Source organism: Cupriavidus sp. H18C1 (genome assembly GCF_049311595.1).
In the GTDB taxonomy this organism is placed as follows: Bacteria; Pseudomonadota; Gammaproteobacteria; order Burkholderiales; family Burkholderiaceae; genus Cupriavidus; species Cupriavidus cauae.
This window is the reverse complement of the sequence record NZ_CP186008.1, coordinates 2,907,421-2,929,222: the sequence shown is the minus strand read 5'-3', so window position 1 is coordinate 2,929,222 and position 21,802 is coordinate 2,907,421. Positions and strand designations below refer to the sequence as shown.

Below are 21,802 nucleotides of genomic sequence, written 5' to 3'. Positions count from 1 at the left end.
CTTCCGTCCCCCCCTTCCGCCGCCAATCCGCACGGCCCCTACCTCAAAACGCCGCCGAGCGCCATCCCCAAATGCGCCCCGACTTCGCGCCTTATCGGCGCTTGGCCGGCATCGGCCTGTCGCTATAGTCGCCCGATGCTGCCGGACCCGCGTCCGGCGTGGCCCCCGTTGCCCGGCACCGCGCCGGACGGCACGGGAAGCCGCCCTGCTCCCGCACCTTGTCCGCCCGCCGCCGGCACCACGCCATGCGCCAACACACGTTCCCATGACGTCCGCTCAGGAAGCTCCGTCCCTGCCCGCCTTGCCCCGCTGGCAGCGCGTCTCGCTTGCGTCCGCGCTGTTCTTCCTGCTGGCGATCGCCGGCATCGCGCTGACGCGCTATCCCGGCAACGCCGCCATCGTCTGGCTGGCCACCGCGTTCGGTGCCGGCGTGATGCTGCACCAGCGGCCGCGCGAGCGCGCCTGGATGCTGGCCGGCATGCTGGCGGCGGGCATTGCCGCCAACGCGATGTTCGGCGACCCGTGGTGGCTGGCGCTGATACTGGGCGCTTCCAATATCGCCGAGATCCTGTTCGTCGCGTGGCTGGCGCCGAGCATCAGCGGCGGCGTCGGCCGGGCCAGTGCGGTGCCGCTGGCCCGCTTCGCGCTGATGCTGGGGGGCGACCTGCACGCTGGCCCCGGTGATCGGCGCCACCATCGGCGCCGCCGCCATCTCTGACGCCTATGGCCGGCCTTTCGGCGACATCTGGTCGACCTGGTGGAGCGCCGACGCCATGGGCATGCTGATGCTGGTGCCGCTGTCGGTCACCTACTCGCGCGAGCGCCTGCGCGACACCTTCGCCCGCACGCGGCTGCCGCGCGTGGCGGGGCTGCTGCTGTTGACCGCCACGGTGGGCGGCCTGTCGGTACTGCAGACCCACGACCCCTTCGGCGTGCTGTCGCTGCCGCTGGTGGTCGCCGCGCTGTTCACCAACCCCTTCACCACCGCGCTGCTGACGCTGCTGTCGATGCTGGTCACGGTGATGCTGGGACTGGCGGCGGCACAGGCCGGCCTGGTCGACGCGCCGGCATTCCTGACCCATGCGATGAAGCTGTCGACCAGCCTGATCCTGGTGTTCCCGGTCTGCATCGCCTACCTGAGCGAGCAGAATCGGCGCGACCGCAGCGAGCTGCGCGGCAGCGAACGGCGCTTTCGGCAGGCGATGCAGCATTCGGCGATCGGCATGGCGCTGGTCAGCCTCGACGGCCGCTGGCAGCAGGTCAACCGCGCGATGTGCGAGCTGTTCCGCTACAGCGCGGCCGAACTGGGCCGCATTGCCTTCCAGGACATCACGCACCCGGACGACCTCGCCGCCGATCTGGCGCAGCTCGAACGGCTGGTCGCCGGCGAGATCGACAGCTACCGGATGGAAAAGCGCTACCGCCGCAAGGACGGGGACTTCATCTGGACGCTGCTGGCGGTGTCGCTGGTGCGCGACGAGGCCACCGGCACGCCGCTGCATTTCATCGCGCAGGTCGAGGACATCCACGAACACAAGCTCGCGCAGCAGCGGCTCGAAGCGCTGTCGCGGCGCACCGAGCTGGCCGTCGAAGCGGGCCGGGTCGGCATCTGGGAATGGGACATCGCCGCCGGCACGCTGTCATGGGACCGCCGCATGCACGCGCTGCACGGCACCGAGGCCGCCGATGGCGCGCCCGACCTCGACGGCTGGATCGCGATGGTGCACGCCGACGACGTCGTGCGCGCACGTCACGAGATGCGCCAGGCCGTCAAGGGCACGCAGCCCTTCGATACCCAGTACCGGATCCTGCGGCCCGACGGCGAGGTGCGGCATATCCGCGCGATGGCGGTGGTCTCGCGCGCCGACGACGGCACGGCGTTGTCGATGGTGGGCACCAACTGGGACATCACCGAGCACCATCGGCTGACCGAGGCGCTGTTCGAGGAGAAGGAGCGCCTGCATATCACGCTGCGATCGATCGGCGATGCGGTGATCTGCACCGACGCCGCGCTGCGCATCACCTTCATCAATCCGATCGCCGAGCAGCTGACCGGCTGGACCATGGCGGAGGCCGACGGCCGGCCGCTGGCCACGGTCTTCCACGTGGTCGACGAGACCACCGGCCAGCCGATTGCGTGTCCGGTCGCCAAGTGCCTGCAGACGCTGCGGCCGGTCTATCTCGAAGACGGCGCGGTACTGATCAGCCGCCATGGCGAACGCCACGACGTGCAGGACTCCGCCGCGCCGGTGCTGACGCCGCGCGGCGACGTGATCGGCGCGGTGCTGGTGTTCCAGGACATCACCACCGCACGTGCGCTGCAGCGCAAGCTCGCGCATTCGGCGATGCATGACGCGCTGACCGGGCTGCCCAACCGCATCTGGTTCGAGCAGCGCCTGCGCGAGGCCTGCGAGTCGGCGCGCGAGTTCGAACAGCAGCATGCGCTGTGCTTCATCGACCTGGACCGCTTCAAGATCGTCAACGATACGGCGGGCCACGCGGCCGGCGACGTGCTGCTGCGCGAGCTGGGCCACGTGATCCGCAGCCAGGTGCGTCCGGGCGATCTGCTGGCGCGCCTGGGCGGCGACGAGTTCGCGCTGCTGCTGCGCAACTGCTCGGTGGACCAGGGCGAGCGCGTCTGCCTGAAGGTCATCGATGCGATCCGCGCGCGGCGTTTTCCGTGGGAAGGCCGCGTCTACGATGTCGGCGCGAGCGTCGGCATCACGGCGATCGACCGCGAGGCGCCGCCGCTGGGCGAGCTGATGAGCCGCGCCGACGTGGCCTGCTACGCCGCCAAGGCCGCGGGCCGCAATCGCGTCTCGGTCTATCGCCGCGACGAGAGCGATGCGCGCCGCCACCATCGCGAACTGCAGGTCGCCGCGGGCATCCACTCGGCGCTGGAGGCCAACCGCTTCCGGCTGTTCGCGCAGGAGATCCGCGCGCTGGCGCCGGACTCGGAGCCGGAGGCCGCGGCTGCATCGACCACCGCATCGCCCGCTGCATCGCCCGCTGCATCGTCCTCTGCGTCGATGCCGGCATCGCCGACCGCATCGTCACCCGCGGCCCATATCGAGATCCTGGTGCGCATGGTGGATGAGCACGGCAGCCTGGTGATGCCCGGCGCCTTCATCCCGGCGGCCGAGCGCTACGACCTGATGGGCCATGTCGACCGCTGGGTCATCCAGCATGTGCTGCGCGATTTCGGCGCGCGGCTGCTGGCGGTGCCCGGGCTGTCGGTGTCGATCAACCTGTCGGCCAATTCGCTGGGCGAGCCCTTCCTGCTGCCGTTCCTGCATGCCGAGCTGTCGAACTCGGTGCTGCCGGCCAGCCGCATCCGGCTGGAGATCACCGAGACCGCGCTGATCAACAACATGGCCGCGGCCAACCGGCTGGTCGCCGACATGCGCAAGGCCGGCTGCACCATGGCGCTGGACGATTTCGGCGCCGGCCTGTCGTCGTTCGCCTACCTGAAGCAGTTCCCCGTCGACTACCTGAAGATCGACGGCAGCTTCATCCGGCATCTGGCCGCGAGCGCGGTGGACCGGGAGATCGTCAGTTCGATCAACGACATCGGGCACCGGCTCGGCATCCGCACCGTGGCCGAATCGGTCGAGGACGAAGCCACGCTGGACGTGCTGCGCGAGATCGGCGTCGACTATGCGCAGGGCTATGCGATCGGCCGGCCGATGCCGCTGGAGGACTATCTGGCGCGCTGCGCGGGCGGCGTGCCAGGCGAGACGGCGCAGCGCCAGTCGCAGTCGCAGTCGCAGTAGCAGCGGATCGCGGCGGGCTCGCTGCGGTGTCGCGACGGACTCGCGGCGCCGTCGCGGCCGATCGCCGCAGGCCGCCGCGGCCGGCCCGGCGCGATCAGCCCGCACTGGCGCTGGCGGCTCTGCGGTGCAACAGCGGCATGCGCGCATCGCCTTGCGCATCGTCCGGCCCCTGCACCGTCGGCTCCGACGCGCCGTCGGCCTCGCGCGTCGGCGCGGCCTGCTGCCCGCACGCCGGATCGATGCAGCGCCCGTCGAGATGGCGCAGCACCAGCTTGATCGCCAGCCGGCATTGATCGGGTGTCTGGGCGGCCTCGATCGCGGCCACCACTTCGGCGTCGGCACCGAGCGTGCGCATCAGCGCGCGCGCCAGGCTGCGCTCGGCCAGCGCCTGCGCCGAACCGCGCGCCTGCAGATGCTGCATCACGCGGGCCGCGATCACGTGCCGGTGATTGGCCGCGTTGCCGGCATCGAGCTGCGCGCAGGCCGCGGCGATCGCCTTGTCGGTGGCGGCGTCGTTGCCGGCGGCGGGCTGCAGCACCTGCTGGGCCGTCAGCGCCGCGTCCTGCAGCGCGCGCCGGGCATTGACCCACTTCACCATCCGGTAGACCGCGAAGCCGAGCCAGCACAGCCCCAGGGCCCCGCCGATCACCATCAGACCCGTGCCGGCCGTGGCCGCGGTCACCGTGGTCAACGCGGCCACCGTCAGCCCCAGCACGGCGCCGTTGACGCCCAGCGTGCCGGCGCCGTACGCGATGCGCAGGCCGGCCTTGCGCACGTCCTTGGTCGCTGACTCGATCGCCCCGCCGATCTGGCCGTCGCAGTACTGCATCACGGTGCGATAGAAGTCCGCCGTCTGCCGCAGCTGGACGGGGTCGGCCTCGCCGACGATGCCCTGCTGCCGCGGGGATAGCGGCTGCGCCTTGCCGACGGTGGCCGCCGCGCCGTTGCGCTCCAGGCCGTCCAGGGCGGTGGCCAGCGGCGAACGCCGCAGGACCTCGCGCCGCCGATGCAACGTCGTGCGCTGCCTGGCCGAGTCGCGCCACTGCATGACACCGGTGGCGATATGGGCCGTCGACATGGCCACCGACGCCGCGCATCCCGCGATGCCCGTCCAGGGCAAAGCGAGCGCCACGGCAGGCAGCATCCGGCTGAGCACCTGCAGCACACCGGTCGCGGCGGCGACGCCCTGCACGACGGCGTCGCGCGACAGCGTCAACCCGCTGCTGAACAGCTTGCCGGCGTTGTCGCCGCGCTCGGCCAGCGAGTGGCGATGCAGCAGGAAGGCATCGAGGCTGCCGTCGTCGCGCAGCGCTTGCCGCTGTTGCCGTCGCATCGCGCGTTGAGCGGGCAGCGCCGCCTCGGTGCGCGAGGCCAGCCGCTGGCGCAGCGCCGACTCGCATTGCGCGTGGTCGTCCGCGGTGTCCCGGATGCGCGCGTCCAGACGGCCGCGCTTGCGGACCACCTTGACGAATCGCGCGATCGCCACGCCGGCCTCCACCGCCACCAGCACCGGCATCGCGGCTCCGATCCGAACGCTGCAGGTGGCGAGGATGCCGGCGCCGGAGGCATTGCGCAGCATGGCGGGCAGTTGCGCGCCGCGCACGCCGGTCAGCGCGGCGGCCACCAGCCCCCAGAACGGATAGAGCAGGCATTCGGTGCTGCCGAGCCGGCCGATCGGCTTGCTCCCCTTGTCGGCGGTGATGCGGCAGACCGCGGCGCCCAGCACCGCGGCGTCGGCGCCGACCTTGCCGGCGGCCGCCGGCGGCGGCAACGGTCCCTGTCGCGATGGGGCCGCCAGCAGCGAACCCGTGAAGGGCGATACGAAGGTGGGTGCAAGGGCAGTGGTAGGCATGATGGTCGTCCCCGCAACGGCCGCCAGCGCCCGCTGGCGGCACATCGCAAATACAGTGCAGACACAAGACCGACGCACCGTATGGTGCGGCGCACTATCGAACTCGGGATGGCGGGAATGTACGACGTGTGCAACTGCAAAAGTCACGCGGAATGCGTGCTTCTTTAGTTTCCGGGCAAGCGAATCGGAAGGACCTCGACTCGATCTTGATCCGCAACGGTGGGATGGCATCGTGCGTGAACGCACAGAGACCGGAAGTGCGGCGTCGCTACGCTGGGCCAACGCCCGCGCGGGCCCCTCCGCGCTACCGGAAAAGACAGGAGACCGCGCCATGCCGCCACGCAGGTCCGCCCCCCGCACCCGACGCCCGCGTCGAAGGCGTGTTCAGCCGCATCGATGCGATGACGCTGGAGGACTGCCCGATCGAACCGGATTGGGTACGCGCCGGCCGGCCGCAGGCGCGCGCCGCGACCCATGCGATGGCGCGCGACGGACTGGCGTCGACCCATCTGTGGGAATGCAGCGCCGGCGCGTTCGCCTGGCGCTTCAGCGTCGAGGAGACCGTGCTGATCCTCGACGGCGAGGTGCGCGTGACCAGCCCCGGCGGCCAGGTGCGCACCCTGCGGGCCGGCGACGTCGGCCATTTCCCCCGCCCACACGACATGGCTGTGGGAGGTCGACCGCCATGTGCGCAAGATCGCCTTCTGCCGGCGCGAGGTGCCGTGGCCGCTGAGGCTGTCCACGCGGGCGCTGGATCGGGTGCTCGAACGGGCGCGGGCGCTGCGGCCGGACCGCGGCGGGCAACGGCGCGGCGGCCGCGACGCCGGCGTGTCGTCGGCGCCCTGAGGGCCGCCCCGGGATCCGCCGTTCGGAAATCCGAACACGCCCACACCACGCCCGCTCGGAAATCCGAACGCGGCCACTCACGCGGCAAACTTTTCCCTTTCGTTTCAATCACTTGCAGCCGACTTTCCGCCTTCGCAAGCTGGCACGCCTCGTGCGAACTAGGCCCCCCCATCTATAGCGTCGCCGCCCCCGGCTGCGCCACAACGATGGAGGAAACGACATGGCTGCCCCCACCCCGCCCGCCCGGCCCACACGGCGCCCCCGACCGCGTCCCCAACGGCTGCCCTGAAGCCGGCCCGCGTCGCCGCACGGGCGCTCCGGCGTCCGTGGACCTGTGCGGGGCGGTACGCCGCCTTGCGCGTCTTTCGTTTCCCAAGCTGTCCGGCCCGCGCCGGACGCCTCAGGTTTGAATCACGATGAAACTGAACCGACTGCCCACCCTGATCCTGTTCGCCATGCTGCTCGGCCTGCTGGCCGGCACCACCGCGCACCATCTCGCGCCCGATGCCGCCGCGGCCAAATCGATCGCCGGCCATCTGTCGATCCTGACCGACGTGTTCCTGCGGATGATCAAGATGATCATCGGCCCGCTGGTGTTCGCCACGCTGGTCAGCGGCATCGCCAGCATGGGCGACGGCAAGGCGGTGGGTCGCATCGGCCTGAAGGCGATGGGCTGGTTCGTGATCGCGTCGGTGACCTCGCTGCTGCTCGGCCTGGTGATGGCCAACCTGCTGACGCCCGGCCATGGCATGAACCTGCCGCTGCCGCCGGCCGACGCCACCTCGAACCTGAAGACCGGCGCGCTGAACCTGCGCGACTTCGTCACCCACATGTTCCCGAAGAGCATCGCCGAGGCGATGGCCAACAACGAGATCCTGCAGATCGTGGTGTTCTCGCTGTTCTTCGGCTTCGCGCTGGGCGCCGTCAAGGACGGTCCGGGCAAGCCGCTGCTGGCGGCGATCGATGGCCTGGCCAAGGTGATGCTGAAGGTCACGAACTACGTGATGGCGTTCGCGCCGGTCGGCGTGTTCGGCGCCATCGCCGCGGTGATCACCGCCGAGGGCCTGGGCGTGCTGACGGTCTACGCCAAGCTGCTCGGCAGCCTGTATCTGGCGCTGGCGCTGCTATGGGCGGCGCTGATCTTCGGCGGCTACCTGTTCCTCGGCCGCGACGTGTTCCGCCTGCTCAAGACGCTGCGCGCGCCGCTGATGATCGGCTTCGCCACCGCCAGCAGCGAGTCGGCCTATCCGAAGGTGATCGACCAGCTGACCCGCTTCGGCGTCAAGGAGCGCATCACCAACTTCGTGCTGCCGCTCGGCTACTCGTTCAACCTCGACGGCTCGATCATGTACACCTCGTTCGCGGCGCTGTTCGTCGCGCAGGTCTACGGCATCGAGCTGACGCTGACCCAGCAGATCACGATGCTGCTGGTGCTGCTGGTCACCAGCAAGGGCATCGCGGGCGTGCCGCGCGCCTCGCTGGTGGTGGTCGCCGCCGTGCTGCCGATGTTCGGTCTGCCGGAGGCCGGCATCCTGCTGGTGCTGGGCATCGACCATGTCCTCGATATGGGCCGTACCGTCACCAACGTGCTCGGTAACGCCATTGCCACGACCGTCGTCGCCAAAAGCGAAGGCGCGATCGGCGCGCCGGTGCCGGAAGAAGCGGACGACACCGCTGAAGACGGCGCTACCGACCTGGCACCCGTCCAGGTCCTGGCGAGCAAGTAGCCTCCCTGCCTGCTCCACGGGGCGTGCCAGGGGCCCGACCGCCAATCCGGCGGCCGGGCCTTTTTCATTCGGGTTTTGCCCTCTCCCCCACCGTGCTCCGGAAGCGGGAGAAGAAGCCGGGGAACGAAGCCGGAGCCGGCGTCCGGGCCGGCTCGCCGGGTGTGATAAAAGAGAGCGCATGCAGATAACCGCCATGCCGAACCGCCAGTCTTCCGCCGTGTCTTCGCCCCCCTTCCGGCCCTGCCGCCGCTGCTGCCTCCACCGCTGCCGCCGCTGCTGCCGCCCCCCTCCCGCCCGGCCCGCCCTGCGCACCATCGCCCGCCCCACCGCCAGCGCGGCCTGGCCGCCGCCCGCGCAGCTGCTCGCGCTGCTGGCACTGGCCGGGCTGGTGGGCCTGGCAGGCTGGCTGGGCTACCGTTATACCTTCGATGCCGCGCTGGCCCGCCAGGCCGAGCGCGGGCAGGTGCAGCTGCGGCTCTACGGGCAGGCCCTCTCCAGCGAACTGGCGCGCTACGACTTCGTGCCGAGCCTGCTGTCGCTGGACGACGAGATCAGCGCGCTGCTGGCACGGCCCGACGATCCCGCCCGGGTTGCCGCTGCCAATGCGCACCTGGCCGCGGTCAATGCGCGCGCCGGCACGCTGGCCGTGTTCGTGCTGGACCGCCAGGGACGCGTGCGCGCCACCAGCAACTGGCAGCGTCCCGACAGCTACCTGGGCGAGGACCTGAGCTTCCGCCCCTACTTCCAGGCGGCCATCGATGGCCAGCTCGGCCGCTTCTACGGCGTCGGCACCACGCGCGACGAATCGGGCTACTACCTGTCGGCCCCGCTGGGCAATGGCAACGGCCAGCGGCCCAGCGGCGTCGCGGTGGTCAAGGTCGGGCTCGAGCCGCTGGAGCAGCGCTGGCAAAGCGCCGACATGCAGATGCTGCTGTCCGACGAGAACGGCGTGGTGATCCTCGCCTCCGAGCCGTCGTGGAAGCTGCGCGCGCGCCGGCCGCTGAGCGCCGCGCAGCGCGAGCGGCTGAACCGCAGCCTGCAGTACAACCGCGCGCCGCTGGAGCCGCTGGAGTTCACCCGCGTGCGGGCGATGAACAACGGCGACGCGCTGGTGCGCATGCGCCGCGGTCCGTCGATGCTCGAGCAGAACGCGATGCTGCCCGGCACCGAATGGCAGCTGACGCTGCTGACCGATACGTCGCAGGCACGCATGGCGGCGCTGAACACCGCCGCGCTGTGCGGCGTGCTGACCGCCTTCGTGCTGCTGCTCGGCGCCGCCTGGAACGTGCGCCGGCGAATCGTCAGCGAGCGGCTGGCCGCGCGCGCCGCGCTCGAGGCCGCCAACAGCGAGCTCGAACGCAAGGTCGCCGAACGGACCGCCGACCTGACCAGCGCCAACCACCTGCTGCAGACCGAGATCGCCGAGCGCATCCGCACCGAGCGCGAACTGCGCCAGGCGCAGGACGGCCTGCTGCAAGCCGGCAAGCTGGCCGCGGTCGGACAGATGTCGACCGGTATCGCGCACGAGCTGAACCAGCCGCTCGCCGCGCTGCGCACGCTGTCGGGCAATACGCAGAAATTCCTCGCGCGCGGCGACCTCGCCACGGCGCAGGCGAACCTCGGCACGATCATCGGCCTGGTCGAAAAGATGGGCCGCATCACCGGCGCGCTCAAGTCCTTCGCGCGCAAGCCCGGCCGCAACGGCAAGGGCAGCGCGCTGCTGGCCGATGCGATCGACAACGCGCTGTTCCTGCTGGAGACGCGCGTGCAGGCGGTGCAGCCGCAGATCGTGCGCGATGTCGACCGCACGCTGGCGGTCGCCTGCGATCCCAACCGGCTCGAGCAGGTGCTGGTCAATCTGATCGGCAATGCGCTCGACGCGATGGCGGCCGAGCCGGCGCAAGCTGCCAGGCCGGCCCGCCTCGAGCTGCGCGCGGCGGTGGCCGAAGGCATGGTCCGCTGCACCATCCGCGACAACGGTCCGGGCCTGTCCGAGGAAGCGTTCGCGCGGCTGTTCGAACCGTTCTTCACCACCAAGCCGGCGGGACAGGGTCTGGGCCTCGGCCTGACGCTCTCGGCAGGCATCCTGGACGAATACGGCGGCACGCTGGTCGCCAGCAATCATCCCGACGGCGGCGCCTGCTTCACGATGGTGCTGCCGATGGCCGGCAAGGAGACGCACAATGGCGCCCAAACTCAATGACCTGTCGGTGCTGATCGTCGAGGACGACCCCGACGTCCGGCTCGGCTGCGAACAGGCGCTGCGGCTCGAAGGCATCGCCACGCGCGCCGTCGGCACGGCCGAGGCCGCGCTGCAGACGGTGGCGCCGCACTTCCCCGGCATCGTGGTCAGCGACATCCGCCTGCCAGGCATCGACGGCATGGCGCTGCTGGCGCAGCTCAAGGCTCGCGACGCCGCGCTGCCCGTGGTGATGATCACCGGCCATGGCGACGTCGGCCTGGCGGTGCAGGCGATGAAGCAAGGCGCCTACGATTTCCTGGAAAAGCCCTTCGCCCCCCGAGCGGCTGGTCGAGGTCGCGCGCCGCGCGCTGGAGCAGCGCCGCCTCGCCCTCGAGGTCGCCGAACTGCGCGACCGGCTGGCCGGCCGCGAACGGCTCGACGCGCGGCTGATCGGCGTGTCGCCGGCGATGGAACGGCTGCGCCGGCTGATCGCCGATCTCGCCGACACCAGCGCCAACGTGCTGATCCACGGCGAGACCGGCACCGGCAAGGAGCTGGTGGCGCGCTGCCTGCACGACGCCAGCACCCGCCACGCGCGCAACTTCGTGCCGATCAACTGCGGCGGGCTGCCCGAGCAGTTGTTCGAGAGCGAGATCTTCGGGCACGAGGCCGGCTCCTTCACCGGCGCCGCCAAGCGCCGTATCGGCAAGATCGAACACGCCGAGGGCGGCACGCTGTTCCTCGACGAAATCGAGAGCATGCCGATGTCGATGCAGATCAAGCTGCTGCGCGTGCTGCAGGAGCGCGTGGTCGAACGGCTCGGCTCCAACACGCCGGTGCCGGTCGACGCGCGCGTGGTCGCGGCGACCAAGGCGGACCTCAAGGCCCTGGCTGACGCCGGCCAGTTCCGCGCCGACCTCTACTACCGGCTCAACGTGATCACGCTGGAACTGCCGCCGCTGCGCGAGCGGCGCGAGGACGTGCCGCTGCTCTTTGACCACTTCGTCGCGCAGGCGGCGCTGCGCTTCGAGCGCGACGCGCGTCCCGCCTCCCCCGCCGAGCTGGCGCGCCTGGTCGCCTACCCGTGGCCCGGCAATGTGCGCGAGCTGCGCAACCTGGCCGAGCGGCATGTGCTGGGGCTGGGCTGCAATCCCGAACAGGGCACCGAGGAACCGGCGCTGTTGCCGCTGGCGCAGGCGGTGGAGCAGTTCGAGCGGGCGTTGATCGCGGATGCGCTGCGCCGGCATGAGGGGAATCTGAGCCGGGCCAGCGAGGCACTCGGAGTCGCCAAGACGACGTTGTTCGACAAGGTCAGGAAGTACGGGCTGTAGGCCGCCGCCGGCAGTCTCCTGCGGCCGCTGCCCCCGCCCGCGCCCTCTGTCGGCTAGCGAACAGAGCGGCGGCCACCGCCACGGGGATACTCAGCGCAAAGCGCCGCGGCCACGATTCGCGGTGCGATGCCCGGAGCGGCCGCACGGCGGCCGGCCCGGCCCGTTCCCTGCCAGGAAGCCCCGCGATGAAGCCCGATCCCAGATCCTGCGCCGGCATGTCGAGCCACCGGTCGCCGTTCGAGAGGACCGTGCTGACGCGCGGCAAGGCGACCCTGATTACCTATATGGGCGCCGGCGATTCGCACCCGACGCTGGTGCTGTGCCAGGTCGAGCGCCTGCGCGAGAGCGATCTCGAGCCGCTGGAGAAGCTGCAGTCGTTCTGCACCGCGCGCCATGTGCTGTTCGCCGTGGTGGCGCCCGACGAGGCCGCGCGCGGCATGGCCGAGACCTTGCAGCGTTGGGGCATCATGGTGTTCCTGAAGGCGCCGACCGACGACGAAGTCGAGGCGTTCGTGCGGGTGCAGCGCTTGATGCGCCATCCGGCGGTGTGGATCTGAACCGCCGGCGGCGCTGGCGCTCGGGCCGGTTGCCCAGTCAAGACCCTGAGTCAAGCCGCTTAGTCAAGCAGCCCAGTCGAGTCGCCCCGCCACGCCGCTCACCCCGGTCGCTCAGCCAGGTCGCTGGCGCGGCTCCATCAAGCGGCGGCCCGCCGCGCGACCGGCGCGCCCTCGGCTTCCTCCTGCCGCATCAGCCAGCCATAGAGGTCGCGCGACTCGTCCGGTGTCGCCACCAGTTCCACATAGCGCCCCGCGTGGCGCGCGCAGGCCGCGGCGTGCAGCCAGCGCAGCGTCGAATAGTCTTCCAGCGCGAAGCCCACCGAATCGAACAGCGTCACGTCCTCGACCGCGGTGCGGCCCGGTACCTCGCCATTCAGGATCCGCCACAGTTCGATGACCGGGAAGTCCGCCGGCATCTGCTGGATCTCGCCTTCCAGCCGCGACTGCGGCTCGTATTCGACCGCGACCCGCGCGCGCCGCAGCAATGCCGGGTCGAGCTCGGTCTTGCCGGGGCAGTCGCCGCCGACCGCGTTGATATGCACGCCGGGCGCGATCTGCCCGTCGCGCAGGATGGTGGCGCGGGTCTTGTCGGCGGTCACCGTCGAGACGATGTGCGCGCCGGCCAGCGCTTCGTCGATCGACGCCATCGGCAGGATGCGCAGCGCGCCGGTATCGGTCAGGCCGGCCAGATTGCGCCGCAGCTTGGCGGTCGCCGCCGGGTCGACGTCATAGGCGCGGATCTCGCGCACGCCGAGCATCGCGTGGAAGGCCAGCACCTGGAATTCTGCCTGCGCGCCATTGCCGATCAGCGCCATCGCGGTGGTGCCGTGCGGAGCCATCGCCCTGGCGGCGACTGCGGATGTTGCCGCGGTGCGCAAGGCGGTCGCCAGCGTCATGTCGGCCAGCAGCAGCGGAAAACCGGTCGACACCTCGGCCAGCGCGCCGAACGCCATCACGGTCGGCATCGCGTGCGCGGCGTTGCGCGGATGGCCGTTGACGTACTTGAACGCGTACTGCTCGCCGTCGGTGACCGGCATCAGCTCGATCACGCCGACCGGCGAATGGCTGGCCAGCCGCGCGGACTTCTCGAAGCGGTGCCAGCGCAGGAAGTCCTGCCGCACGTGTTCGGCCAGCTGCCGCAGCGCGGTCTGCACGCCGATGCTGCGCACCAGGGCCGCCACCGCCGTCGCGTCCAGGAAGCGGGTCATCGCGGTCTCCTTCATCGTCGTCTCCTTGTGGTTCTGTGCTGAAGCCTGGCCCTGCCGGTACGGTCAGGCCGCCGCGACGCTGGCCCTGCCGCCGGCTGCTTGCTCGATGCCTTGCCGCGCGCCGCTGCTGCGATCGAGCCGCAGCGTCATGCAATAGGCGCCGCCGCCCGACAGCATGAACGGCGCGAGATCGACCTCCTGCACGCGATAGCCGCGCTTGCCGAGCGCATCGCGCAGGCGAGGCGTGGTGCGCGCCATCACGATGCGGTCGTGCAGATTGACGGCGTTGATGCTGAAATGCCGCAGGTCGTCGGCGCTGGCCTCGATGCGCTGGCTGGCCGGCAGCCGCGCGTGCAGCTCGCGCAGCGAGGCCTCGGTGAAGGCCGGCGGGTAGTACAGGATCTCGCCGCCGGCCAGCGGGCAGAAGCAGACGTCGAGGTGGTAGCTCTGCGCGGTAGCGAGCTCCAGCGCGACTACCTCGCGCCCGAAATAGGCACCGACCGCATCGGCCGCGCAGCGCGCCGAACGCGGCCCGAAGCCGGCCCAGAAGTGGCCCCGTACCGCGTCCCAGATGCAGTCGCCCGCGCCCTCCTGGTAGCAGCCGTCGGCCAGCGTCGCCACCTCGTCGAGCAGGCCCCGCTCGCGCAGCCCGGCGAACAGGCGCGCGAACGGCGCTTCCTCCCCCTGCCGCTGCGGGTAGCGAAAGCGCGCCAGCAGCGCGCGGCCGTCGAGCACCACCGCGGCATTGGCGGGAAACACCATGTCGGGCAGGCCGGGCTCGCCCGCGGCGACCTCGACCGCGAAGCCGGCCGCTTCCAGCGCGTCGCGCAGCTCGGCGAACGCGCGCAGCGCGCCCCGATGCATGCCCTGCGGATCGGCGGCCCAGCGCAGCGGATCCATCCACGGATTGATGCTGTACGACACGTCGTAGTGGGTCGGCTCGACAAGCAGGATGGTGGGTTCGGTGATCACGCGCGCTCCTTCCGGTTCGGGCTATTGTCGGAATGGATTGTGGTGCACACGCGCGCCAGCGGATAGCGCACAAACTGCGCAAAAAGCGCGGTCCCTATGACAGAATGCCGGCATGGGCCGGCGTTTTGCCAAGCCATCCGCCGGGAACCTGCGAGCCGGCATGGGCCGGCGTTTTGCCAAGCCATCCGCCGCGAGACCTGCGAGCCGCCATGGACGATATCGACCGCCAACTGCTGGCACTGCTGCGCGACAATGCGCGCACGCCGACCACCGCGCTGGCCAAGGCGCTGCGGCTGTCGCGCGCGACCGTGCAGAACCGGATCGACAAGCTGCAGGAGGCCGGCGTCATCGTCGGCTATACCGTTCGGCTCAAGCCCGAGTCCGAGCCGCACCGCATCCGCGCGCTGACGACGATCTCGGTGGAGGGCAACCGCATCGGCAAGGTATTGCAGGCGCTGCGCGGCGAGCCGAACGTGCAGACGCTCCATACCACCAACGGGCGCTGGGACATCATCGCGGAGCTGCGCGCGGACACGCTGGAGGCGTTCGACCGGACGCTGGATCGGATCCGGCTGATCGACGGGATTGCGGCGACGGAGACCAGCATCCTGCTGTCGACCTACAAGCTGTGAGGGCGGTCGCAGGTCGGCGGGATGGGGATTGCCGCTGACTTCTGTCCGGGATGGGCGGAGAGAAAAGGAAAGCAGCGTTCGACATCCGGCGGCGAAGCGCCGACCCGTGACTCCAAAGCCACATCCCGAAATTCCGATATATTGACGTGTTTCCCGCCCCCCAGGGCGGGTAGTTGGAGATCTGTTCGAATGACGTCCGGCAAACCGGTTGAAAAGTCGATGGAGCGGGTCCCGCCGGGCCCTGCCGTCACCGACCGCGCCGAGCTGGACCGGCTGGTGGCCTGCGAATATTGCGACGCGGTCTACCGCCGCCTGGTGCTCGGCCCCGGCGAGCGGGCGCAGTGCCTGCGCTGCGGCGGCGAGCTGTACCACGAGAGCCGGCGCGCCTACCGGCGGCTGCTGCCGCTGGTGCTGACCGCGCTGATCCTGTTCATCGTGTCGAACGCCTATCCCATCGTCGAGATGGACCTGCAGGGCGTGCGCACGCGCACCACGCTATGGGGCGCCGTGCAGGCGCTGCAGGCCGACAACATGACGCTGGTGGCGCTGCTGGTGTTCGCCACCACCATCGTGTTCCCGCTGGCCGAGATGCTGATGATGGCCTATCTGCTGGTGCCGCTGATGCGCGGCACCGTCCCGCCGGGCTTCGAACGCATCATGCGCGGCATCCGCCAGACCCGTCCGTGGGGCATGCTCGAGGTCTTCATGATGGGCGTGCTGGTCACGCTCGTGAAACTGTCGACGATGGCACAGGTGCTGCCCGGCATCGCGCTGTGGTCGTTCGGTGCGCTGGTGATCGTGCTGGCGACGATGCTGACCTACGATCCGCGCGACCTGTGGCGCCACGCCGAGCGGCGCCAGGGGGGAGGCGCAGCGATGAGCGCCGGCGATCCCAAACCCTCCGTGCGCGAGCGCGCGCTGCGCCGCTCGCGCGAGGTGGTCGTCGGCGTGGTGCAGGAACTCGCGGACGACGACGAACGCACGCCGCTGCCGGAGGTACCGACCGCGACGTCGATGGGCCTGCTGTCCTGCCACGCCTGCGATGCGCTCAGTCCGCTGGACCAGGAGGGCGAGCCGTGCCGCCGCTGCGGCGCGACGCTGCACCATCGCAAGCCGGCCAGCCTGACGCGGACCTGGGCCTTCCTGCTGGCGGCCTACATCCTGTACATACCGGCCAACGTGCTGCCGATCATGATCACCCGCTCGATCCTCGGCACGCAGGAGGACACGATCCTGTCGGGGATCATCTATCTGTGGCTGTCGGGCTCGCGCATGCTCGCCATCGTGGTGCTGATCGCCAGCATCGTGGTGCCGCTGCTGAAGATGATGATCCTGACCTTCCTGCTGCTGTCGGTGCATCTGCGCTCGACCTGGCGGCTGCGGCAACAGACGAAGCTGTACGGGCTGGTCGAGCTGATCGGCCGCTGGTCGATGCTCGATATCTTCGTGGTGGCGCTGCTGGCCTCGCTGGTGCGCGCCGGCGCGCTGGCGCAGGTCGACCCGGGCACCGGCGCGGCGGCGTTCGGCATGGTGGTGGTGCTGACCATGCTGGCCTCGCTGTCGTTCGATCCTCGCCTGCTGTGGGATGCGCACGACCACGCGGACGGTCGCGGGCACGGTCGCACGCAAGGTCGCACGCACGGTCACGCGGATAGCCACGCCGACGGCCACGGGCCACGAGAGGCGCACGGCGGCGCCGCCCCCGCTTCGGCACGGGCGAACGACTGAGCCGCCGAGACGGATACCGAAGACCGATACCGGATACGTTCCGAATACCGACACCGAACCCATACCGAACACCGACGCACGCTGGACTCTTATCGATGCCCGATCCGGACAACCTTTCCTCCTCCCCCTCCGCCCGCGCAGCCGTCACAGCCCCGCGAGCCGGCGCGCCGGCGCCGCGCGCGCTGGCTGCCGTCGGTGGTCTGGCTGATTCCCATCGTCGCCGCCGTGGTCGGGCTGTCGCTGCTGTTCCATACGCTGTCGCAGCGCGGCCCCGAGATCCAGGTCACGTTCCGCACCGCGGAGGGGCTGGCCCCGGGCAAGACGCCGGTGCGCTACAAGGACGTCGATATTGGCCTGGTCAAGTCGGTGCGGCTCGCGCCCGACCGCTCGCATGTGGTCGCGACGATCGACCTGACCAAGGACGCGGACAACTTCGCGGTCAAGGACACGCGCTTCTGGGTGGTGCGCCCGCGGCTGGCCGTCAGCGGCGTGTCGGGGCTGGAGACGCTGCTGTCGGGCTCCTATGTCGGCGTCGACGCCGGCAAGTCCGAGGAGACGCAGCGCGAGTTCGTCGGCCTGGAGACGCCGCCGGTAGTCACCACCGATTCTTCCGGCAAGCAGTTCGTGCTGCGCGCCGCCGACCTCGGTTCGCTCGATATCGGCTCGCCGGTCTACTACCGGCGCGTGCAGGTCGGCCAGGTGGTCGCCTATCAGCTCGAACCGGCAGGCCGCGACATCACGCTGCGGGTCTTCATCAACAAGCCCTACGACGAACTGGTCACCGCCGACACGCGCTTCTGGCACGCCAGCGGCGTCGACCTGAAGCTCGATGCGGGCGGCTTCAAGCTCAATACGCAGTCGCTGGTGACGATGCTGCTCGGCGGGGTCGCCTTCCAGGCGCCGCCCAACTCGCACGTGACCGAGGCCGCCAAGGAGAACACCCAGTTCCTGCTGGCCGGCGACCAGGCCGACGCGATGAAGGAGCCGGAGGAACTGGCGCCGACGCTGGCCGTGCTGAACTTCGAGCAGTCGGTGCGCGGCCTCGCGCCCGGGGCGCCGGTGGACTTCCGCGGCGTCGTGGTCGGCCAGGTGCGCTCGATCGGCATCGATTACGTGCGCGAGACCAAGTCGTTCCGGCTGCCGGTGGTGGTCGAGCTCTATCCGTCGCGGATGGGCTTCCGCGAGCGCGACCTGGCCGATCGCGAGCGGGCCCGCCAGCTGATGCTGGGCCTGATCCAGCGCGGCCTGCGGGCGCAGCTGCGCACCGGCAACCTGCTGACCGGCCAGCTGTACGTGGCGCTCGACTTCTTCCCCAATGCCAAGGCGGTCAAGCCGCCGGCCGATACCGCGATCGCCGAGCTGCCGACCATGCCGGGCGCGCTTGACGAACTGCAGGCCAAGCTCGGCAGCATCGTCGGCAAGATCGAGAAGGTGCCGTTCGATGAGATCGGCCAGGATCTGCGCAAGACCGTGGCGCAGCTGAATACCACGCTCGCCAGCGCGGACAAGCTGGTCGCGCAGCTGCAGGGCGATGTCGCGCCCGAGGTGCTGGCGGCCCTGCAGGACGCGCGCCGCACCATCCAGTCGGCCAACGGCACGCTGGCCTCGGACGCGCCGCTGCAGCAGGACACGCGCCGTATGCTGCAGGAACTGACGCGCACCGCGGTCTCGCTGCGCACGCTGACCGACTATCTCGAACGCCATCCCGAAGCGCTGCTGCGCGGCAAGACGGAGACTCAACGATGAAGGGCCCGCTTATCCTGTCCCGCCGGCTGCGCGCCGCGACGTTTGCCACCGCCTGCGCCGGCGCCCTGCTGCTCGGCGGCTGCGCGTCGTCGTCGGAGCCGCGCTACTACACGCTGGCGCACGGCGGCGAGGCCGTCGCGGCCGGCGCGGCGATGGCCGCCACCGCGGTGGTCAGCGGCGCGAATTCGCCCACGGGCACGGGCACGGGCACAAGCACCGCCAGCCAGCCGCTGTGGATCGAGGTCGCGCCGGCGCGCGTGCCCGAACGGCTCAATCGCCAGCAGATCGTGATCGGTGGAGCCGACGGCCGCGTGACGCCGCTCGACACGGCACGCTGGTCGGCGCCGCTGCCCGACGAGTGGCGCGATGCGCTGTCGCAGCGGCTGCAGATCGTGCTGGGCGCGGTCGATGTCTATCAGCAGGGATTGAGCGGCGTGCAGCCGCTGTACCGGATCACCACCGAGGTGGTGCGGCTCGATGCGCAGCCCGGCGCGCGCGTCGGCGCCACCGTCAACTGGACCGTGCGCCGCCTGCCCGATGGCCGCACGCTGGCCGGGCGCACGCAGGCCGAACTGCCCGCCACGGGCAGCGGCGACGACGTGGCCGGCGTGGTCGCGGCGATGCGGCAGGTGGTGGCCGACACCGCCACGCAGATCGCGGCCGGCGTGGCGTCGTTGCGCACGGAGCCGGCGACGGTCAGCAGCAAGCCTTGAGGCTGCGGGGCCGTCAGTCCCTTTAGCGCTCCAGTCGCTTTACGGCTTCAGCGGCTTTAGCGGCTTTAGCGGCTTTAGCGGCTTTAGCGGCTTCAGCCGCTTCAGCCGCTTCAGTGGCTTCAGTGGCTTCAACGGCTTCAACGGCTTCAGCGCGTTCAGCAGCTTCAGCGCTGGGCGCCCGCGCCCGCCGCGGCCATCGCCGCCAGGCACTGCGCCGGCCCGCCCTGCACCAGCTGCACCGAGCAGGCCAGCATCAGGTTCTTGCCCAGGCCGAAGTCCTCGACATGAAAGCCACGCGCATCGAGCGGCCTGCCCTCGGCGTCATGGCCCACCGCGGCGCGCTCGACGATGGTGCCGCGGTCGCCGGTATAGGCCCACACCGGCTTGCCCAGCGCGACCGCGAAGCCCACCTCGAACGCCGTGCCGGAATCCGGCTCGGCCGGCCCGCGAAACTCGTCCAGGTTGGCCATCACCAGATCCGCGCGGCGGATCAGCGCGACATTGGCCTGGTAGATCCAGCGCGCCGCGGCCTCGCCGGCCAGGCCGGATGGCAGTTGATGGTCCAGCGGGAACAGACCGGTAAAACCGTGCTGCGCACAAAGATCCTTCAGGGCCTGGCCATGGGCCATCGCATCGGGACGGAACACATCGGGGCCGGCGAGGTAGACGGTGGGCATGGGGTTCGGATTCGGGATAGGCGGTAGAGACGCAGTTTGCCGACAAACGTGGTCGTCTACGCGAATACGGGGACCCGGTGGCGCTTGAAGACGCTGGATTCCCCCTTTCGCGGAAGCGACGGCATGGTGCTGCGCGGCAAGCCCGTCGGCGAGGCCGCCGGCACGGACAAGAGGCCGTCCGGCAGGATACACTCTGCTGTCTTTTTCCCGTATCCAGCACACCATGCCTGCCATCGACCTGATCCAGATCGGCCCGCTCGCGCCGCACCTCAACGCCACGCTGCAGGAGCGCCACGGCGCCGCCGCGCTGTGGGAGCAGGACGACTGGCCCGCCTGGCTGCGCGAGCATGGCGCGCAGGCACGCGTGGTGGTCACCTCGGCCCGGCACGGCTGCAGCGCCGCGGTGATCGACGCGCTGCCGCAACTGGCCGCGATCGTCAGCTTCGGCGTCGGCTACGACAGCATCGCGCTGGACGCCGCCCGCGCGCGCGGCATCCAGGTCAGCAATACGCCGGACGTGCTCAACGACTGCGTGGCGGACCTCGCCTTCGGCCTGATGATCGATGCCGCCCGCGGCATCTCGCACGGCGACCGCTTCGTGCGCGACGGCCGCTGGCACCAGGGCCCGTTCCCACTGACGAGCAAGGTGTCCGGCAAGCGCCTGGGCATCCTGGGCCTGGGCCGCATCGGCGAGAAGGTCGCGCGCCGCGCCCAGGGCTTCGACATGGAGATCGCCTACAACAACCGGCGTCCGCGCGAAGGCGCGCCGTGGCGCCATGAGCCCGACCTGCTGGCGCTGGCCGCATGGGCGGACTTCCTGGTGGTGACCTGCGTCGGCGGCCCCGAAACCGAAGGGTTGGTGTCGCGCCAGGTCATCGAGGCGCTCGGGCCGAAGGGCGTGCTGGTCAATGTCGCGCGCGGCAGCGTGATCGACGAGGATGCGATGGTCGAGGCGCTGCGCGATGGGCGCCTGGGCGCCGCCGGGCTCGACGTGTTTCGCGACGAACCGCGCGTGCCGCCGGCGCTGATCGGGCTGGACAACGTCGTGCTGGCCCCGCATATGGCGAGCGGCACGGTCGAGACGCGCGGCGCGATGCAGGCGCTGATGCTCGACAATCTGCGCGCATTCCTCGATACCGGCAAGGTGCTGACGCCGATCGTGTAAGACCCTCTCGGCGGGCTTGCCGCCCCGCCCGATGCCGCGGCGCGGCGTTCCCCGGGGACGCCGCGGCGCGCGATTTCCCGAGTTTCCCGATCCCCCGATTCCACGCCCTGCCCTCGTGCCAGCCATGCCACGGCATTTCGTCTACCTGTTCGTCTTTATCGCGCTGTACGCCTGCTTCGACCTGGTGTTCGACTACGACGAGGCCGAAGGGCTGCAGCACGTGATCGTCGATGCGATCGGCACCTCGATCACACTGGCCGGCGTCTTCATGCTGGCGCGCGAGCGGCTGCGCACCGATCAGGAGATCCGCCAGCTGCGCGCCTCGCTGGGCGAGGCCGAGCGGACGCTGGCGCAGCGCGACGCGGCCGCGCATCAGGCCGGCCTGCAGATGCGGCATGCGATCAGCAGCCAGTTCGATCGCTGGAACCTGACCACCAGCGAGCGCGAGGTGGCCTATCTGCTGATCAAGGGGCTGTCGCTGGAAGAGATCGCCGGCGTGCGCGACAGCAAGCCGAAGACGGTGCGCCAGCACGCCACCAACATCTACGCCAAGGCCGGCCTGCGCGGCCGGCACGAACTGGCGGCCTACTTCCTCGAAGACCTGCTGGTGCCCGAGCTGCCCTGAGCCGGGCCCGATTGACCGCGTCCGGCGTATCGGCTGCCCTGCGTCCGCGTGCATTGACGCATCGCTAT

General features: G+C 70.5%; 14 protein-coding genes and 3 pseudogenes. 13 read left to right on the top strand and 4 right to left on the bottom strand.

What is annotated here, in order from left to right; all coding sequences use genetic code 11:
• Positions 1-265: 265 nt before the first annotated feature.
• Positions 266-3,773, top strand: a pseudogene (locus OJJOAM_RS13595) (diguanylate cyclase).
• A gap of 94 nt (positions 3,774-3,867) precedes the next feature.
• Here OJJOAM_RS13595 and OJJOAM_RS13590 read toward each other — a convergent pair.
• Positions 3,868-5,625 (bottom strand): hypothetical protein, encoded by a 1,758-nt coding sequence (locus tag OJJOAM_RS13590; protein WP_422648252.1) that lies wholly within the window; start codon positions 5,623-5,625, stop codon positions 3,868-3,870.
• A 152-nt stretch (positions 5,626-5,777) separates the two neighbouring features.
• Here OJJOAM_RS13590 and OJJOAM_RS13585 point away from each other — a divergent pair.
• The 6 genes and pseudogenes from OJJOAM_RS13585 to OJJOAM_RS13560 form a co-directional block, all read left to right on the top strand.
• A pseudogene (locus OJJOAM_RS13585) lies at positions 5,778-6,215 on the top strand (cupin domain-containing protein); the annotation flags it as partial.
• Positions 6,216-6,312: 97 nt separating this feature from the next.
• Positions 6,313-6,471, top strand: a complete 159-nt coding sequence (locus OJJOAM_RS13580; RefSeq protein ID WP_422649642.1) for a hypothetical protein — start codon at positions 6,313-6,315, stop codon at positions 6,469-6,471.
• Between the two features lie 416 nt (positions 6,472-6,887).
• Positions 6,888-8,198 carry a dicarboxylate/amino acid:cation symporter gene (locus OJJOAM_RS13575; protein ID WP_422648251.1) on the top strand — a complete coding sequence of 437 codons (1,311 nt, stop codon included), beginning with the start codon at positions 6,888-6,890 and terminating at the stop codon, positions 8,196-8,198.
• Between the two features lie 313 nt (positions 8,199-8,511).
• Positions 8,512-10,401 carry a sensor histidine kinase gene (locus OJJOAM_RS13570; RefSeq protein ID WP_422649593.1) on the top strand — a complete coding sequence of 630 codons (1,890 nt, stop codon included), beginning with the start codon at positions 8,512-8,514 and terminating at the stop codon, positions 10,399-10,401.
• Positions 10,382-11,711, top strand: a pseudogene (locus tag OJJOAM_RS13565) (sigma-54-dependent transcriptional regulator). Before OJJOAM_RS13570 ends, OJJOAM_RS13565 begins: the two are co-directional and overlap by 20 nt.
• A gap of 215 nt (positions 11,712-11,926) precedes the next feature.
• Entirely contained in the window at positions 11,927-12,268 is a 342-nt protein-coding gene (locus tag OJJOAM_RS13560) for a hypothetical protein (protein WP_422648250.1), read from the top strand.
• Between the two features lie 137 nt (positions 12,269-12,405).
• On the opposite strand, the gene OJJOAM_RS13555 is transcribed toward OJJOAM_RS13560, so the two are convergent.
• Both OJJOAM_RS13555 and OJJOAM_RS13550 read right to left on the bottom strand, forming a co-directional pair.
• Positions 12,406-13,491: an ornithine cyclodeaminase gene (locus tag OJJOAM_RS13555; protein WP_422648249.1), complete on the bottom strand. Its 1,086-nt coding sequence runs from the start codon at positions 13,489-13,491 to the stop codon at positions 12,406-12,408.
• Between the two features lie 48 nt (positions 13,492-13,539).
• On the bottom strand, positions 13,540-14,448 hold the full coding sequence (locus tag OJJOAM_RS13550) for a dimethylarginine dimethylaminohydrolase family protein (protein ID WP_422648248.1): 909 nt from the start codon (positions 14,446-14,448) through the stop codon (positions 13,540-13,542).
• A gap of 209 nt (positions 14,449-14,657) precedes the next feature.
• On the opposite strand from OJJOAM_RS13550, the gene OJJOAM_RS13545 reads away from it, so the two are divergent.
• The 4 genes from OJJOAM_RS13545 (at position 14,658) to OJJOAM_RS13530 (ending at position 19,267) form a co-directional block, all read left to right on the top strand.
• On the top strand, positions 14,658-15,080 hold the full coding sequence (locus OJJOAM_RS13545; protein WP_422648247.1) for an Lrp/AsnC family transcriptional regulator: 423 nt from the start codon (positions 14,658-14,660) through the stop codon (positions 15,078-15,080).
• A 189-nt stretch (positions 15,081-15,269) separates the two neighbouring features.
• Positions 15,270-16,808, top strand: a complete 1,539-nt coding sequence (locus tag OJJOAM_RS13540; RefSeq protein ID WP_422648246.1) for a paraquat-inducible protein A — start codon at positions 15,270-15,272, stop codon at positions 16,806-16,808.
• Between the two features lie 102 nt (positions 16,809-16,910).
• Positions 16,911-18,554, top strand: a complete 1,644-nt coding sequence (locus OJJOAM_RS13535) for an intermembrane transport protein PqiB (RefSeq protein WP_422649592.1) — start codon at positions 16,911-16,913, stop codon at positions 18,552-18,554.
• The gene (locus OJJOAM_RS13530) at positions 18,551-19,267 is read left to right on the top strand and encodes a PqiC family protein (protein WP_422648245.1); all 717 of its coding nucleotides are present in this window, start codon (positions 18,551-18,553) and stop codon (positions 19,265-19,267) included. The genes OJJOAM_RS13535 and OJJOAM_RS13530 overlap by 4 nt, the downstream gene beginning before the upstream one ends.
• A gap of 164 nt (positions 19,268-19,431) precedes the next feature.
• Here OJJOAM_RS13530 and OJJOAM_RS13525 read toward each other — a convergent pair whose 3' ends face one another.
• The gene (locus OJJOAM_RS13525) at positions 19,432-19,944 is read right to left on the bottom strand and encodes a nucleoside 2-deoxyribosyltransferase (RefSeq protein WP_422648244.1); all 513 of its coding nucleotides are present in this window, start codon (positions 19,942-19,944) and stop codon (positions 19,432-19,434) included.
• Positions 19,945-20,167: 223 nt separating this feature from the next.
• Between OJJOAM_RS13525 and OJJOAM_RS13520 the strand changes: the two genes are divergently transcribed.
• Both OJJOAM_RS13520 and OJJOAM_RS13515 read left to right on the top strand, forming a co-directional pair.
• Positions 20,168-21,109 carry a 2-hydroxyacid dehydrogenase gene (locus tag OJJOAM_RS13520; RefSeq protein WP_422648243.1) on the top strand — a complete coding sequence of 314 codons (942 nt, stop codon included), beginning with the start codon at positions 20,168-20,170 and terminating at the stop codon, positions 21,107-21,109.
• 124 nt (positions 21,110-21,233) lie between these two features.
• Complete coding sequence (locus tag OJJOAM_RS13515) at positions 21,234-21,734, top strand: helix-turn-helix transcriptional regulator (RefSeq protein ID WP_422648242.1); 501 nt, start codon at positions 21,234-21,236, stop codon at positions 21,732-21,734.
• The last annotated feature ends 68 nt before the right edge of the window (positions 21,735-21,802 follow it).